14 protein-coding genes are annotated in these 14,689 nt (G+C 67.9%); 13 read left to right on the top strand and 1 reads right to left on the bottom strand.

All coding sequences use genetic code 11. The annotated features are described in order from the left end of the window. Window positions 1-24 precede the first annotated feature (24 nt). The 7 genes from LB515_RS18795 to LB515_RS18765 are packed head-to-tail and all read left to right on the top strand — an operon-like array spanning window position 25 to window position 8,673. Entirely contained in the window at window positions 25-456 is a 432-nt protein-coding gene (locus tag LB515_RS18795; protein ID WP_224522892.1) for a DUF1636 family protein, read from the top strand. Then, window positions 453-1,490 (top strand): cobalamin biosynthesis protein CobW, encoded by a 1,038-nt coding sequence (cobW, locus tag LB515_RS18790; protein WP_140839926.1) that lies wholly within the window; start codon window positions 453-455, stop codon window positions 1,488-1,490. The genes LB515_RS18795 and cobW overlap by 4 nt, the downstream gene beginning before the upstream one ends. Window positions 1,491-1,506: 16 nt before the next feature. After that, on the top strand, window positions 1,507-5,064 hold the full coding sequence (locus LB515_RS18785; RefSeq protein ID WP_224708595.1) for a cobaltochelatase subunit CobN: 3,558 nt from the start codon (window positions 1,507-1,509) through the stop codon (window positions 5,062-5,064). Further along, on the top strand, window positions 5,061-6,536 hold the full coding sequence (cobG, locus tag LB515_RS18780; protein WP_224708594.1) for a precorrin-3B synthase: 1,476 nt from the start codon (window positions 5,061-5,063) through the stop codon (window positions 6,534-6,536). The genes LB515_RS18785 and cobG overlap by 4 nt, the downstream gene beginning before the upstream one ends. Then, entirely contained in the window at window positions 6,537-7,169 is a 633-nt protein-coding gene (locus tag LB515_RS18775; RefSeq protein WP_224522769.1) for a precorrin-8X methylmutase, read from the top strand. An 8-nt stretch (window positions 7,170-7,177) separates the two neighbouring features. Beyond that, window positions 7,178-7,915: a precorrin-2 C(20)-methyltransferase gene (locus LB515_RS18770; RefSeq protein ID WP_263490331.1), complete on the top strand. Its 738-nt coding sequence runs from the start codon at window positions 7,178-7,180 to the stop codon at window positions 7,913-7,915. Then, window positions 7,912-8,673 carry a precorrin-3B C(17)-methyltransferase gene (locus LB515_RS18765; RefSeq protein WP_095764851.1) on the top strand — a complete coding sequence of 254 codons (762 nt, stop codon included), beginning with the start codon at window positions 7,912-7,914 and terminating at the stop codon, window positions 8,671-8,673. Before LB515_RS18770 ends, LB515_RS18765 begins: the two co-directional genes overlap by 4 nt. Here the strand turns inward: LB515_RS18765 and LB515_RS18760 are convergent. Continuing rightward, window positions 8,640-9,407 carry a cobalt-precorrin-6A reductase gene (locus LB515_RS18760; protein WP_224708592.1) on the bottom strand — a complete coding sequence of 256 codons (768 nt, stop codon included), beginning with the start codon at window positions 9,405-9,407 and terminating at the stop codon, window positions 8,640-8,642. The two genes, LB515_RS18765 and LB515_RS18760, sit on opposite strands and share 34 nt — an antisense overlap. A gap of 1 nt (window position 9,408) precedes the next feature. On the opposite strand from LB515_RS18760, the gene cbiE reads away from it, so the two are divergent. Genes cbiE through cobS form a run of 6 tightly spaced genes read left to right on the top strand, consistent with a single transcriptional unit; the run spans window position 9,409 to window position 14,683 of the window. Next, window positions 9,409-10,650: a precorrin-6y C5,15-methyltransferase (decarboxylating) subunit CbiE gene (gene cbiE / locus LB515_RS18755; RefSeq protein WP_224708591.1), complete on the top strand. Its 1,242-nt coding sequence runs from the start codon at window positions 9,409-9,411 to the stop codon at window positions 10,648-10,650. Next, complete coding sequence (locus LB515_RS18750; RefSeq protein WP_095764849.1) at window positions 10,647-11,033, top strand: cobalamin biosynthesis protein; 387 nt, start codon at window positions 10,647-10,649, stop codon at window positions 11,031-11,033. The genes cbiE and LB515_RS18750 overlap by 4 nt, the downstream gene beginning before the upstream one ends. Then, window positions 11,030-11,794, top strand: coding sequence for a precorrin-4 C(11)-methyltransferase (gene cobM / locus LB515_RS18745; RefSeq protein ID WP_224708590.1), 765 nt, complete (start codon window positions 11,030-11,032; stop codon window positions 11,792-11,794). The genes LB515_RS18750 and cobM overlap by 4 nt, the downstream gene beginning before the upstream one ends. Next, complete coding sequence (gene cobA / locus LB515_RS18740; RefSeq protein ID WP_224708589.1) at window positions 11,791-12,606, top strand: uroporphyrinogen-III C-methyltransferase; 816 nt, start codon at window positions 11,791-11,793, stop codon at window positions 12,604-12,606. The genes cobM and cobA overlap by 4 nt, the downstream gene beginning before the upstream one ends. Further along, window positions 12,603-13,919 (top strand): cobyrinate a,c-diamide synthase, encoded by a 1,317-nt coding sequence (locus LB515_RS18735; protein WP_224708588.1) that lies wholly within the window; start codon window positions 12,603-12,605, stop codon window positions 13,917-13,919. The genes cobA and LB515_RS18735 overlap by 4 nt, the downstream gene beginning before the upstream one ends. Then, window positions 13,916-14,683, top strand: coding sequence for an adenosylcobinamide-GDP ribazoletransferase (cobS, locus tag LB515_RS18730; RefSeq protein ID WP_224708587.1), 768 nt, complete (start codon window positions 13,916-13,918; stop codon window positions 14,681-14,683). Before LB515_RS18735 ends, cobS begins: the two co-directional genes overlap by 4 nt. Window positions 14,684-14,689: the final 6 nt, after the last annotated feature.

The following is a 14,689-nucleotide window of genomic DNA, read 5'->3' as shown; positions in this document are numbered from 1 at the left end:
GTTTTCCGGGCAAGGAGCATGGTTTTGGATCGCAACGGCAGTTTCCCGGCAAACAGTGCGGACATTCCGTCCGAGCCCGATGCTTTGGCTGGCGTCACCGTCATCGTCTGCTCATCCTGCCGCGACGAGACCGGGTCGGATGCGCATCCGCGCGCCGGCGCGCTGCTTGCCGAAGACACGCGTCGGGCTGCTTGCGGCGAAAAGATCGACATCCGTACCGTCGAATGCCTCGGCAACTGCAAGCGCCGGCTAAGCGCCGCGCTGCTGCGCGACGGCTGCTGGAGCTACGTCTTCGGCGATCTGAACACGACCAGCGGCGCCGATCTCGTCGCCGGCGCAAAGCTCTTCGCCACCTCGACCGATGGCCTCATCCCCTGGCGCGGCCGGCCCGATTCTCTCAAGCGCGGCCTGGTTGCCCGCATCCCTCCCCTCGACATGCTGAAGGACCGACCATGAACGCATCCGTTTCCCGCGTGCCCTGCACCGTCGTCACCGGCTTTCTCGGCGCCGGCAAGACGACGCTGATCCGCAACCTGCTCGAAAACGCCAAGGGCAAGCGGCTGGCGATCATCGTCAACGAGTTCGGCGATGTCGGCATCGATGGCGAGATCCTGAAGGGCTGCGGCGTCGACACCTGCCCGGAGGAAAACATCGTCGAGCTCGCCAATGGCTGCATCTGCTGCACCGTCGCCGACGATTTCGTGCCGGCGCTCGACCAGATCCTGTCCCGCACGCCGAAGGTCGACCACATCCTGATCGAGACCTCCGGTCTCGCTCTGCCGAAGCCCTTGGTGCAAGCCTTCCAGTGGCCGACCGTGAAGAGCCGCGTCACCGTCGACGGCGTCATCGCCGTGGTCGACGGCCCGGCGCTGGCCGACGGCCGCGTCGCTTCCGACATGGACGCGCTGAAGGCGCAGCGTGCCGCGGACGATTCGCTCGACCATGACGATCCGGTCGAGGAGGTGTTCGAGGACCAGATCGCCTGCGCCGACCTGATCATCCTGTCGAAGAGCGATTTGATGGATGCGGCGGGCTCTGAGCGCGCCAACGCCGTCATCGGCGAGCATGTGGCGCGCGCCGTGAAAGTCGTGCCGACGTCGCAGGGCAAGGTCGATCCCTCGGTGCTGCTCGGCCTCGGTCTCGCCGTCGAGGACGACATCGAGAACCGCAAGACCCATCACGACGACGAGCTCGACCACGAGCACGACGATTTCGATTCCTTCGTCATCGACATCCCGTCGATCGCCAATCCCGACGAGCTGGCCAAGCGCGTCGCCCTTGCCGCCGAGCAGGAAAACGTGCTGCGCGTCAAAGGCTTCGTCGAGGTCGGCGGCAAGCCGATGCGGCTCCTGCTGCAGGCCGTCGGCCCGCGCGTCAACCACTATTACGACCGCGCCTGGACGGCTGAGGACGACCGCCGCTCGCGGCTCGTTGTCATCGGCCTCAAGGGGCTGAACCGCCCGGCGATCGAGCGTATCCTCGCCGGCTGAGGCAATCCGGACCGCGATGCACATCCTCGCCACCACATCCGCATCGCTCGACGATCTCGCCGAGCCGATCGACCTCAGGCAGACGCCTGCGGATGTGGTGGCGCTGTCCTTCACCGACAGCGACCTCGCCGGCCTGGCCACCGCCTGGAAGGCGGATGCGGCGCGGCTGCCCTCAATGCGGCTTGCGGCGCTGCGTGACCTTCGCCACCCGATGTCGGTGGACCTGTGGATCGACAGCGTCGCCCGCCACGCCAGGGTCATCCTCGTCCGCATCCTCGGCGGCTATGACTGGTGGCGCTATGGCTGTGACCAGCTCGCCGCAGTGGCGCGCGAACGCGGCATCAAGCTGGCATTGCTGCCCGGCGAAAGCCATGACGAGGACCTGCGGCTGGTCGAAGGCTCGACCCTGCCGCGCGCCGAGCTCAACGCCCTGCTCGGCTATTTCCGCGAAGGCGGCCCGGCCAATATGCGCGCGCTGGTGCAAAGGCTGGCAAGGCTCGCCGGGTCGGATGCGGCCGTGGCCGAACCGGTCAGCGTGCCGAAGGCGGGATATTATCAGCCGGGAGTTGGTGTCGTCGAGAAGCCGAACCTTTTAAAGGCGGAACTCGACGCCTACAATTTCGCCGTCATCCCCATCCTCTTCTACCGCTCGATGCTGCTTGCCGCCGACGTGGCACCGATCGACGTTCTCGTGGAGGCGTTGAAGCTGCAAGGGCTCACCCCCGTGCCGATCTTCGTGTCCAGCCTCAAAGACGCGGCATCCCTGGCCTTCGTCGAAACCGCCCTCACCTCCCTGAACCCCGCCGCCATCGTCACCGCCACCGCCTTCGCCTCCGGCGCGGAACCCGGCGCCGAAACCCTGTTCGACCGCGCGGGCGTACCGGTGTTCCAGGTCATCGTCGCCACCACCAGGCGCGAGGTCTGGGAAAAGAACCAGCGCGGCCTGGCGCCTGCCGACCTTGCCATGCATGTCGTCCTGCCCGAGCTCGACGGCCGCATCCTGGCCGGCGCCATCTCCTTCAAGGGCGAGGTCGAGACCGATCCGGCGCTGGCCTTCCGAGCCTTCGCCAACCGGCCCGAGGCGGACCGCGTGGCGCAAGTTGCCAAGCGGATCGCGGCGTTCATCCGCCTGCAGCGGATGGAGCGGGCCGAGCGCAAGCTGGCGATCCTGATCCCGGATTATCCGAGCGCGCCAGGGCGAACCGGTTACGCCGTTGGGCTTGATGTGCCGTCGAGCGTGCTCGTCATGCTGCAGGACCTGAAGGAACAAGGCTACGCGGTTGAAGGGATTCCGCAATCGCCGCGGGCCTTGCTCGATGCGCTGGAGGTTGGTGGGCTTGGCCTCTCCTTAGGGGACTACTCCGCCTTTTCGGTCGAACTCCCGAGGGAAGCGCGCGATGCAGTAGAGGCCGCGTGGGGCAAGGCAAAAGGGATAGGTTCGCGCGAGGCACCCCCCTCTGTCCTGCCGGACATCTCCCCCGCAGGGGGGGAGATTGATCTGTCGCCACCGCTTTCGCCAATCGGCAGTGTTGTAGGTGGAGCGCCGGCGCCCGAACTGCCAATCTCCCCCCTAGAGGGGGAGATGTCCGGCAGGACAGAGGGGGGCGCGACAGAACGCCAGCCTTGGCAGCTAGCGGGTGAAACAACCTTCCCCTTCCGCGCCGCGACATTCGGCAACGTCACCGTGGCGCTGGCCCCCGACCGCGGCCGCTCGGCCGACCGCCGCGCCGACTATCACGACCCGACGCTGCCCCCGCGCCACGAGCTGATCGCCTTCGGCCTGTGGCTGCAAAAATCGCTCGGCGTGCATGCCATCATCCATGTCGGCGCGCATGGCACGCTCGAATGGCTGCCGGGCAAGACGGTGGCCCTCTCCGGAACCTGCTTCCCGGAGATCGTCACCGGATCGCTGCCGGTCATCTATCCATTCATCGTCTCCAATCCGGGCGAGGCGGCGCAGGCCAAGCGCCGCATTTCGGCCGTCACCCTCGGCCATCTGCCGCCGCCGCTGAGCGGCGCCGGCCTAGACGAGGCGCAACAGAAACTCGAGCGGTTGGTCGACGAATACGCGCAGGCCGACGGCCTCGACCGCCGCCGCCGTGACCGTCTGGCCAAATTGATTGTCGAGACGGCGCAAAAAACTGGCCTTGCGTCCGAAGCCGGCGTTGCCGGCACAGACGCTCCTGACGAAGCGCTGCGCCGCATCGACGCCTGGCTCTGCGACCTCAAGGATTTCGCCGTCAAGGACGGGCTGCATGTCTATGGCCGCGCGCCGGAAGACGAAGCCGACCCGCTGCGCCGGCAAAGCGCGGCGGCCGAAAAATCCAACCTGCTCGCCGCGCTCGATGGCTGCCACATCAAGGCCGGCCCTGCCGGCGCCCCGGCGCGCGGTCGCTCCGATGTGCTCCCCACCGGCCGCAACCTGTTCACCTCCGATCCGCGCACAATGCCGACGCCAACCGCCTATGACCTCGGCCAGGCGGCGGCGGAGGAAGTGGTGCGCAGCTATATGCAAAGCCATGGCGACTGGCCGCGCTCGCTGGTCATCGACCTCTGGGGTTCTGCCTCGTTGCGCACCGGCGGCGAGGAGATCGCGCAAGGTCTGGCGCTGATGGGCTGCCGGCCGCAATGGGATGCCGCCACCGGCCGCGTCACCGGCATCGAGGTGCTGCCGCCGGCCACGCTCGGCCGCCCGCGCGTCGACGTCACCTGGCGCATCTCCGGCCTGTTCCGCGACATGTTCCCGACCCAGATCGCGTTGATCGACGCCGCTGCCAATGCCGTCGCCAGCCGCGACGAGGACGATACCGAGAACCCGCTCGCCGCAGCGACGCGCGCTCAGGGGAAGATCAGCCCGCGCATTTTCGGCACCTCACCGGGAACTTATGGCGCCGGCGTCGAGGACTTGCTGTCGCGCGGCGAATGGGGCGCGCGCGAAGAGATCGGCCGTGCCTATCTCGACGCCACCTCGCACGCCTATGGCGGCGCCGAAGGCGAAGCGATCTCGGCGCCCGGCGCTTTCGAAGGCCGGATCGCCGAAGCTGATCTCCTCGTCCACACCGGCGACGATCCGGGCCGCGACATCCTTGAAGGCTCGGCCGACGTCGCCTTCATCGGCGGCTTTTCGGCCGCCCTTGCAGCACTTGGCAGGAATGCCGACGTCATCGTGCTCGACACGACCGACCCGAAAAAGCCGAAGCCGCGTTCGGTCGGCGAAGCGGTATCGCGCGTGGTCCGCGCCCGCGCAGTCAACCCGCGCTTCATCGCCGGCCAGATGCGCCACGGCCCGCGCGGCGCCTCTGAATTCGCCGAGACGGTCGACCGTCTGGTCGGCTTCGCGGAGACTACCCATGCCATTTCGGGCGCGCTGATCGAGGCCGTTCACGACGCCTATGTTGGCGATCCGGACGTCCGTGCCTTCCTGCTGCGCGAGAATCCGGCGGCTGCCAAAGTCATCGCCGAACGGTTCCTCGCCGCCCGTCGGCGCGGCCTGTGGCACCCGCTGCGCAACTCCATCGACGACGACCTCGCGGCCTTGATTGCCGAGGCCCAGGCAGGTGGAGTGGCGGCATGAACGCGTTTTCGCGCCGTGGCGCTTGCCCTGCTCTAAGCGCGCCGATGCAGACCGGCGACGGGCTGCTGGTGCGGCTCAACCCAGTCGCTGGAGGAATTTCGCCCAAGTCGCTGATCGGACTCGGCGAATCCGCCTTGCGCCACGGCAACGGCATCATGGAGGTGACGGCGCGCAGCAGCCTGCAGATCCGCGGACTGACGGCCGAAAGCGCCCGGTTGCTGGCGGACGAAGTGGATGCGCTGGGCATCGCGGTGCGCACCGGAGTGCCGGTCGAGACGGGGCCGCTGGCGGGGATCGATCCGCAGGAGATTGCCGACCCGCGTCCACTGGCGGAGCACATACGGGCCGCGATTGAAGAGGTTGGGCTGACGGCAAGGCTGGGGCCGAAGGTGTCCGTGGTTGTCGATGGCGGCGGACAGCTGACGATGGATGCCGTGACGGCCGATGTAAGGCTGAAGGCGGTGCAGGCTGCGGCGGGCATCTGGTGGAGCGTGTCGATTGCCGGCGACGGGCGGAGTGCGAAGCCGCTCGCGACGGTCGATGCTGATGGCGCGCGCGACATTGCAGTCGCGGCTCTTCGGATGGTCGCCGAAAAAGATCGCGAGGCGCATACCCGGGATCTTTCGGAGAGACAGTTGGCTTCTCTCGCCAGCTGGCATTCCTTCGCGCCCCCCTCTGTCCTGCCGGACATCTCCCCCACAAGGGGGGAGATTGGCGGTTCCCGCGCCGGCTCTCCACTTTCAGCGTTGGAGATTGGCGAAAGCCGCGGTGACAAGGCAATCTCCCCCCTTGAGGGGGAGATGTCCGGCAGGACAGAGAGGGGGGCGCAGGAACGCCAGCCCGCGAGAAGTCCCATTGGCCTATTCAATCTAGGCAACAACACCGCCCTAGGCATCGCCCTGCCCTACGGCAGCATGCCGGCGCAAAACCTCATCGATCTCGTCACCCAAGCCGCAAACCTCGGCGCCTCCGAAATCCGCCTCGCCCCAGGCCGCGCCTTGCTCTTTCTCGGCCTCTCCGCCCCCTCCACGCTCCAATCCTCCGCCGCCGCTCTCGGCTTTGTCACCGACCCCGCCGATCCGCGCACGCGCATAGCCGCCTGCCCAGGCGCGCCGGCCTGCGCGTCCGGCCGCATCGCCACCCGCGTCATCGCCGAAACGATCGCAAAAGAAAGCGCGGACCTTCTCGACGCCTCGCTGTCTCTCCACATCTCCGGCTGCGCCAAGGGCTGCGCGCATCTCGGCACCGCTGCGCTCACCCTGGTCGGCGACGAAAACGGAGCCGGACTTGTCGTGGACGGGACTGCGAAGGCTCTTCCTGCCGCGTACAGGCCGGGCTATGACGCCGCGCGCGGGGTCGCCGGCATCCTTGCCGCGATCCGCGACGGAAGACATCAGGGCGAAACCGCCGCCGCCTGCCTGGCAAGGCTTGGCGCTGCCGGCATCGCCGAACTCTATCGACGGAACCAGTGAATGGCCGCCTACGACTATATCCATGACGGAACGGCGATCTACGAGCGGTCTTTCGCCATCATCCGCGCCGAGGCGGATCTGTCGCGCTTCTCGGAGGCGGAAGCCGATGTCGCGATTCGAATGATCCATGCCTGCGGCCAGGTTGAAGCCGCCAGCCATTTCGTCTTCTCGAATAATTTCGTTACCGCCGCCCGGACCGCGCTCGCCGCCGGCGCGCCGATCTTCTGCGATGCCGAGATGGTGGCGCACGGCGTCACCCGCGCCCGTCTGCCGGCCGGCAACGAGGTGATATGCACGCTGCGCGACCCCCGCACGCACGACATCGCCAGGCAAATCGGCAACACCCGCTCGGCCGCGGCGATCGACCTCTGGGGCGAGCGCATGGCCGGCTCTGTCGTCGCCATCGGCAACGCGCCGACCGCGCTCTTCTATCTGCTTGAGAAGCTGCGCGACGGCGCGCCGAGGCCGGCCGCGATCATCGGCATGCCTGTGGGCTTCGTGGGTGCTGCCGAATCCAAGGATGCGCTGGCCGAAAATTCCTACGGCGTGCCCTACGCCATCGTGCGCGGCAGGCTGGGCGGCAGCGCCATGACCGCCGCCGCGCTCAATTCGTTGGCGAGGCCTGGCCTGTGAACGCGATCATGAAAGGCCGTCTGGTCGGCGTCGGCACCGGCCCCGGAGATCCGGAGCTTCTGACACTGAAGGCGGCGCGCGCGTTGGCAGAGGCGGACGTCGTCGCCTATTTCGCCAAGCGCGGCAATAACAGCAATGCGCGTGCCATCGTCGAGGCGCGCTTCCGGCCGGACATGATCGAGCTGCCGCTGCTCTATCCGGTGACGACGGAGATCGACAAGGATCACGACGACTACCGCGCGCAGATCGCCGATTTCTACGAGCAATCGGCCGAACAGGTGGCCGAGCATCTCGGCGCCGGCAGGATGGTGGCGGTGCTGTCGGAGGGCGATCCGCTCTTCTACGGCTCCTACATGCATCTGCATGTGCGGCTTGCGCACCGCTTCCCGACCGAGGTCATTCCTGGCATCACCGCCATGTCGGGCTGCTGGTCGAGCACGGGCCTGCCGATCGTGCAGGGCGACGACGTGCTGAGTGTGCTGCCCGGCACAATGAGCGAGTTCGAGCTGACCCGCCGCCTCGCCGACACCGATGCGGCCGTCATCATGAAGGTCGGCCGCAACCTGCCAAAAATCCGCCGCGCGCTGGAAGCGACCGGCAAGCTGGCGAAGGCCGTCTATGTCGAGCGCGGCACCATGCCGGGCAGCGTCTCGATGCGGCTTGCCGAAAAGCCGGACGACAAGGCGCCCTATTTCGCCATCGTGCTGGTTGCCGGCTGGTCGGCTCGCCCAGGGACCAAGCGGTGAGCGGCCGCCTTACCGTCATCGGTCTCGGACCCGGCAATGCCGACCAGGTCACGCCGCAGGCTGCCAATGCCGTCGCCGAGGCTTCCTTCTTCTATGGCTACAAGCCCTATCTCGACCGGCTGGAACTGCGGCCGGACCAGACCCGCATCGCCTCCGACAACCGCGAGGAACTCGCCCGCTCCAACGAAGCGCTGGCCAAGGCGGCCGAAGGCCACAACGTCGCCGTCGTCTCCGGCGGGGATCCAGGCGTCTTCGCCATGGCCGCGGCCGTTTGCGAGGCGATCGAAGCCGGCCCTGAGGAATGGCGTGCCATCGACATCTCGGTTGTCCCGGGCGTGACTGCGATGCTTGCCGTCGCCGCCCGCATCGGCGCGCCGCTCGGCCATGATTTCTGCGCCATCTCGCTCTCCGACAATCTGAAGCCGTGGGAGCTGATCGAGTTGCGCTTGTTGGCGGCGGCCGGGGCCGGCTTCGTCATCGCGCTCTACAATCCCATCAGCAAGGCTCGCCCCTGGCAGCTTGGCCGCGCCTTCGAATGCCTGAAGGCGATCCTGCCCGGCACCACGCCGGTGATCTTCGGCCGCGCCGCCGGCCGGCCCGACGAGCGAATCGAAATCTCTCTGCTGGCGGACGCCGATGCGTCAAAGGCCGACATGGCGACCTGCATCATCATCGGCTCGCCGGAAACCCGCATCATCAAGCGCGGCGAAAAACCAGCGCTGGTCTACACCCCACGTTCTGCAACGGGGTCGAAATGATGATCGACCTTTGCCGCCAGCGCATCGACGGTCTCAGTCGAAGGAACGTCCGGCAAACGCGGTCGGCGGATCATGATCACTTCGATACCAAGCGCCCGCGCAGCGGCGATCTTGCCATAGGTCGCCTCGCCGCCGCTGTTCTTCGAAACGACGGCATCGATACCGTATTTTTCGAGCAACGCCCTTTCGTCCGCTTCCGGAAACGGTCCGCGCGCCAGCAAGTAGAGCGCATCGGGTACGCCAAGCTCCGGCTCGACCGGATCGACACTGCGGATCAGATAACGGTGCTGCGGAGCGGCCTCGAACGCGCCCGCCTCCTGCCGGCCGATCGCCAGGAAGACGCGACGCGGCGCCGTGCCGAGCGCACGTGCCGCCTCGGTGACATTGTCAACCAGCGTCCAGCGATCACCCGTCACGGGTTCCCAGCCGGGACGGCGCAGCGCCAGGATCGGCACGTCCGTCTGCCTTGCCGCTTCGGCGGCATTGGCCGAAATACGCGCGGCGTATGGATGCGTGGCGTCGATCAGCAGATCGACGTGTTCTTCCCGAAGATAGGCAGCCAGCCCATCTGCGCCGCCAAAGCCGCCGACACGCACCGGCACGCCTTGCGCGACCGGGCTTTCAGTGCGGCCGGCCAGCGACAGCGTGACCGAAAAATCGTCGCGACGGGCGAGCTTCCCGGCCAATTGCCGGGCTTCCGTCGTTCCGCCGAGGATCAGGATATGGTGGGTCATCATGCCTGCTAAGGGTCCGCGCGCCGCCAAGCCAGCCTCAAAATGGCTCACCATCGTCGGCATCGGCGAGGACGGTGTAGCGGGTCTCGGCGACGAGGCCAAGCAGCGGATTGCCGAGGCCGAGATCGTCTTCGGCGGGAAGCGGCATCTCGGCCTTGTCGCGTCGCTGGCCAAGGGCGAAGCGCGCCCGTGGCCGACGCCCTTCGATGCCGAAATGCGCGACGTGCTGGCGGTCGCGGGCAAAAAAATCTGCGTGCTCGCGTCCGGCGACCCGTTTTTCCATGGTGTCGGCGCCACGCTGGCCCGCAAGGTCAAGCCGGAGCAAATGCTCGTCCTGCCGGCGCCCTCGTCTCTGTCGCTGGCCGCGTCCCGTCTCGGCTGGGCATTGCAGGACGTGGAGACCATCTCGCTGCACGGCCATTCGATCGACCTGATCCGCCCCCTGCTCCATCCCGGCGCGCGCATCCTGGCGCTCACCTCCGACGCCGACACTCCGGCGGCTATCGCTGCACTGCTCGACGAGCTCGGTTTTGGCCCTTCGCGCTTGACTGTCCTCGAAGCGCTCGGCGGCCCCGATGAGATGCGCCGCGCCGCTCGAGCCGATGCCTTCGATCTCAAAAACATCAATTCGCTCAACGTGCTGGCGCTCGAAATTGAATCGACGCCGGATGCGCGCATCCTGCCCTTGACCGTCGGCCTCGCCGATCATCTGTTCGAGCATGACGGTCAGATCACCAAGCGCGAGATCCGCGCCATCACGCTGTCGGCGCTGGCGCCCCGGCGCGGCGAACTGCTGTGGGACATCGGCGCCGGTTCCGGCTCGATCGGCATCGAGTGGATGCTGGCTCATTCCTCGCTGCGCGCCATCGCCATCGAGGCTAACGCAGAACGCGCCGCCCGCATCGCTCGCAACGCCGCGCATTGCGGCGTGCCCGGCCTCGTCGTGATCGAGGGCGCCGCGCCTAAGGCGCTGGCAAAATTGGAGACGCCCGATGCCATCTTCATCGGCGGCGGCGGCAGCGATGCCGGGGTGCTGGAGCAGGCGATCAAGGCGCTGCGTCCCGGCGGCCGGCTAGTCGCCAATGCGGTGACGCTGGAGATGGAGGCGCTGCTGCTCGACCAGCACAACAGGCGTGGCGGCGACCTGACCCGCATCGCCCTGTCGCGCGCGGCGCCTGTCGGATCGATGCAATCATGGCGTCCGGCCATGCCGGTCGCGCAGTGGAGCTGGGTCAAGCCATGATGGTCGCGGGCATCGGCAGCCGTAAAGGCGTGACGGCGGGCGACGTTCGCGCCGCGGTCGAGACCGCGCTCGAAGCGCACGGGTTGGCGATGACGGCGCTTTCCGCGCTGGCGACAGGCGAAATCAAGCGCGACGAGCCGGCGATCTTCCTTGCCGGCCGAGACCTCGACCTCCCCGTGCTCGTCATCTCCGACGCCGCGCTGCGATCCGTCTCGTCCGGCACGGTCAGTCGCTCCGAAGCGTCGCAGGCCCAGGCCGGCACGCCTTCTGTCTCGGAAGCCTCGGCTCTGGCCGCGGCCGGGAAAGGTGCGAGACTGCTTGGACCGCGCATCGTGCTCGGTCCGGTGACTTGCGCCATCGCTCTTGGCGGAGGCGCCGCATGACCGTCCATTTCATCGGTGCCGGCCCGGGCGCGGCCGACCTCATCACCTTGCGCGGCGCCCGGCTGCTGGCCAGTTGCCCGGTCTGCCTCTATGCCGGCTCGATCGTGGCTCCGGAACTGCTCGAGCATTGCGCGCCAAGCACCAAACTGATCGACACGGCGCCGATGTCGCTTGACGAGATCGAGGCCGAATATGTCGCTGCGCACAAGGCCGGCCAGGACGTCTCGCGCCTGCATTCCGGCGATCTTTCGGTGTGGAGCGCGGTGGCCGAACAGATCAGGCGCCTGGAAAAGCACGGCATCCCCTACACGCTGACCCCAGGCGTCCCCTCCTTCGCGGCGGCGGCGGCCGCGCTTCGCCGCGAGCTAACCATCCCCGAGCTCGCGCAAAGCCTGGTGCTGACGCGCGTTTCCGGCCGCGCCTCGAAAATGCCGCCGGGCGAGACGCTGGCCGGCTTCGGCCGCACCGGCGCCACGCTTGCCATTCATCTCGCCATCCATGCCATCGACCGCATCGTCGCGGATCTGACGCCGCTTTACGGCGCCGAATGTCCGGTCGCGGTCGTCTTCCGCGCCTCCTGGCCGGACGAGCGCATCCTGACCGGCACGCTGGGCACCATCGAAGCGCAACTGGCGGAGAGCCCGATGGAACGCACCGCGATCATCTTCGTCGGCAGCGCTCTCGCCGCGCAGGATTTCGGCGAAAGCTCATTATACGACGCCCACTACCAGCGGCGTTTTCGCGGACGGGATGGATTGTGAACGGCAGCGCCAATACGAACGGACGGGCTAATGTGGAGCAGGCGCTGGCGCGGCTGAACTTCAAGCCGCGGGAGCTTGAGCCCGGTCATGTCTGGCTGGCAGGCGCCGGCCCCGGCGACCCCGGCTGCCTGACGCTGGAGGTGCTGGCGGCACTTGGGCAATGCGATGCGCTGGTCTATGACGCGCTGGTTTCGCCCGATGTCGTCGCGGTAGCCCAGGGTGCCGAGCTTTTCTACGCCGGAAAACGCGGCGGCCAGCCCTCGATGAAGCAGGACGACATCAACGCGCTTCTCGTGCGGCTGGCGCGCGAAGGCCGCCGAGTCGTGCGCCTGAAGGGCGGCGACCCCTATATTTTCGGCCGCGGCGGCGAAGAAGCTCTGGCGCTCGCCGGCGAAGAAATTCCGTTCCGGGTGCTCTCCGGCCTCACCTCCGGCCTCAGCGCGCTGGCCGCGACCGGCATTCCCGCCACCATGCGCGGCATCAACAAGGCCGTGATCCTCGCCACCGGCCACGCCGCCGGCACCGATGACGATGTCGACTGGACCGCGATCGCCCGCACCGGACAGCCGGTCGTCGTCTATATGGGCATGGCCAATTTGCCGGTGATCGCGGCAAAGCTGCTCGAGGGCGGCCTCGCGCCATCGACCCCGGCCGCCGTGATCGTGGCGGCAACCACTCCGCAGGAGCGCATCGTGGTCGCCACGCTCGCCAACATCGCTGACGAGGCCGCGGCCGCCGGGCTCGCTTCGCCGGCGCTGATCGTTGTCGGCGGCATCGTCGCCATGCGCGCGGCACTGACGGGCGGCGCATGACGGCGCGCGCAATCATCGTCGGCGCGCCGCGCTCCGGCTCGGGCAAGACCAGCGTCACCATCGGCCTGTTGCGTGCGCTTGCGCGGCGCGGGCTGAAAGTGCGCGGCGCGAAGTCCGGACCAGACTATATCGACCCGGGCTTCCACGCCGCCGCGACCGGCCTGTCAGGCGTCAACCTCGACAGCTGGGCGATGTCGCCTTCTCTGCTCAATGCGCTGGCCGCGCAGGCTGCGGACGACGCCGAGTACATTATCCTTGAAAGCGCGATGGGCCTGTTCGACGGCATCCCCGCGCCGCAGGGCCGCTCCGGCTCGGCCGCCGATCTCGCGCGCCTCTACGGCCTGCCTGTGCTCCTGGTGCTCGATGTCTCCGGGCAGTCGACCACGGCCGCCGCCGTCGCCAAGGGGTTTGCCACTTACGACCCGGACGTGCGCATGGCCGGCGTCATTCTAAACCGGCTCGGCAGCGAACGCCACCGGCGTCTATCGGGCGACGCGATAGAGGCGATCGGCCTGCCCGTGGTCGGCGCCATCCTGCGCGATCCGACGCTCAACCTGCCGGAGCGGCATCTCGGCCTCGTCCAGGCCGGCGAATACGAGAACCTGATGGCGCATCTCGACCGGCTGGCCGACATGGTCGAGAAGTCGCTCGACATCGACGCCATCCTGGCGCTGGCATCCCCGCTGGACCCGGCGGCCGGCGACTTCGGTGACGCGCTGCAGCCGCCCGGGCAACGCATCGCATTGGCGGAAGATGCCGCCTTCACCTTCCTCTATCCGCATGTCGCCACGCATTGGCGCAAGGCAGGCGCCGAGATCGTGCCTTTCTCGCCGCTTGCCGACGAGGCACCCTCGCCCGACTGCGATGTCTGCTGGCTGCCCGGCGGCTATCCCGAGCTGCATGCCGGCAAGCTTGCGGCCGCGACGACCTTCCAGGCCGGAATGGCGCGCTTTGCGGCGGCAAAGCCGGTTCACGGCGAGTGCGGCGGCTTCATGGTGCTGGGCGAGGTGCTGGAAGACGCGGAGGGCGAGAGCCACAAGATGCTCGGCCTGCTTGGCCATTCGACCAGCTTTGCCAAACGCAAGATGAATCTCGGCTACCGCGAGGCGCGGCTGCGTGCCGCCTGCCCGTTGGGACCGGAGGGCACGCTGATCCGCGGTCACGAATTCCACTACGCGCAGATGCTTGCTGCCGGCAACGACGAGCCCTTGGCCGATCTCGCCGACGGCCAGGGCAATCCGCTCGGCGCCTCCGGCTGTCGGCGCGGCCATGTCAGCGGCACCTTTTTCCATGCCATTGCGAGGGGCGCATGAGCGGCCCTTCCGCGCCCCGGCAAGTGCTTGACGATATCGGCCTCAGCCTCGTCTTTTTCACCCGCCTGCGGTTGCCCTCGAGCGATTTCGGCGGCCGCAGCCTGGCGGATGCGATCTGGGCCGCGCCCTTCGCCGGCCTCGCCGTGGCGACCATCGGCGCACTCGTCTATGCGATCGCTACCGTCTTCGGCCTCGCCACAGCACCGGCCGCGGCGCTCACCCTCGCCGCGACGATGCTCGTCACCGGCTGCCTGCACGAGGACGGGCTTTCCGATATCGCCGACGGCTTTTGGGGCGGCAGGACGCGCGACAGGAAACTGGAGATCATGCGCGACAGCCGCATCGGCGCCTATGGCGCGGCCGCGCTTGGGCTGTCGCTGCTCATCCGCTGGAGCGCGCTTTCCGAACTCGCCGGTCCAGGCCACGTATTCCTGGCGCTGCTTGCCGCGCATGCCGGCTCGCGCGGCCTGTTCGGCGCCTTTATGCATCTTCTGCCGCCGGCCCGCAGCGACGGCCTGTCGGCGGGCGCAGGCACCGTCACCACCGAGACCGCCGTCATAGGTGCTGCGCTTGGTGCCGTGGCGCTGCTGGCGCTCGGCCTTGGCGGCACGATCGCGGCGCTGATCCTGCTCGGCCTGGTCTTCATGGCGTTCCGCGCTCTTTGCCTCAGCCAGATCGGCGGGCAGACCGGCGACACGATCGGCGCGCTGCAGCAGCTCGGCGAGATCGCCGTGCTGCTCGTCGCTTCCATCTGCCTTTCCTGATTCACT

It is taken from the genome of Mesorhizobium sp. CA15, assembly GCF_020165215.1.
Lineage (GTDB): Bacteria > Pseudomonadota > Alphaproteobacteria > Rhizobiales > Rhizobiaceae > Mesorhizobium.
Note: the sequence above shows the minus strand (reverse complement) of the source record. Positions and strands in the feature narration are given on the sequence as shown.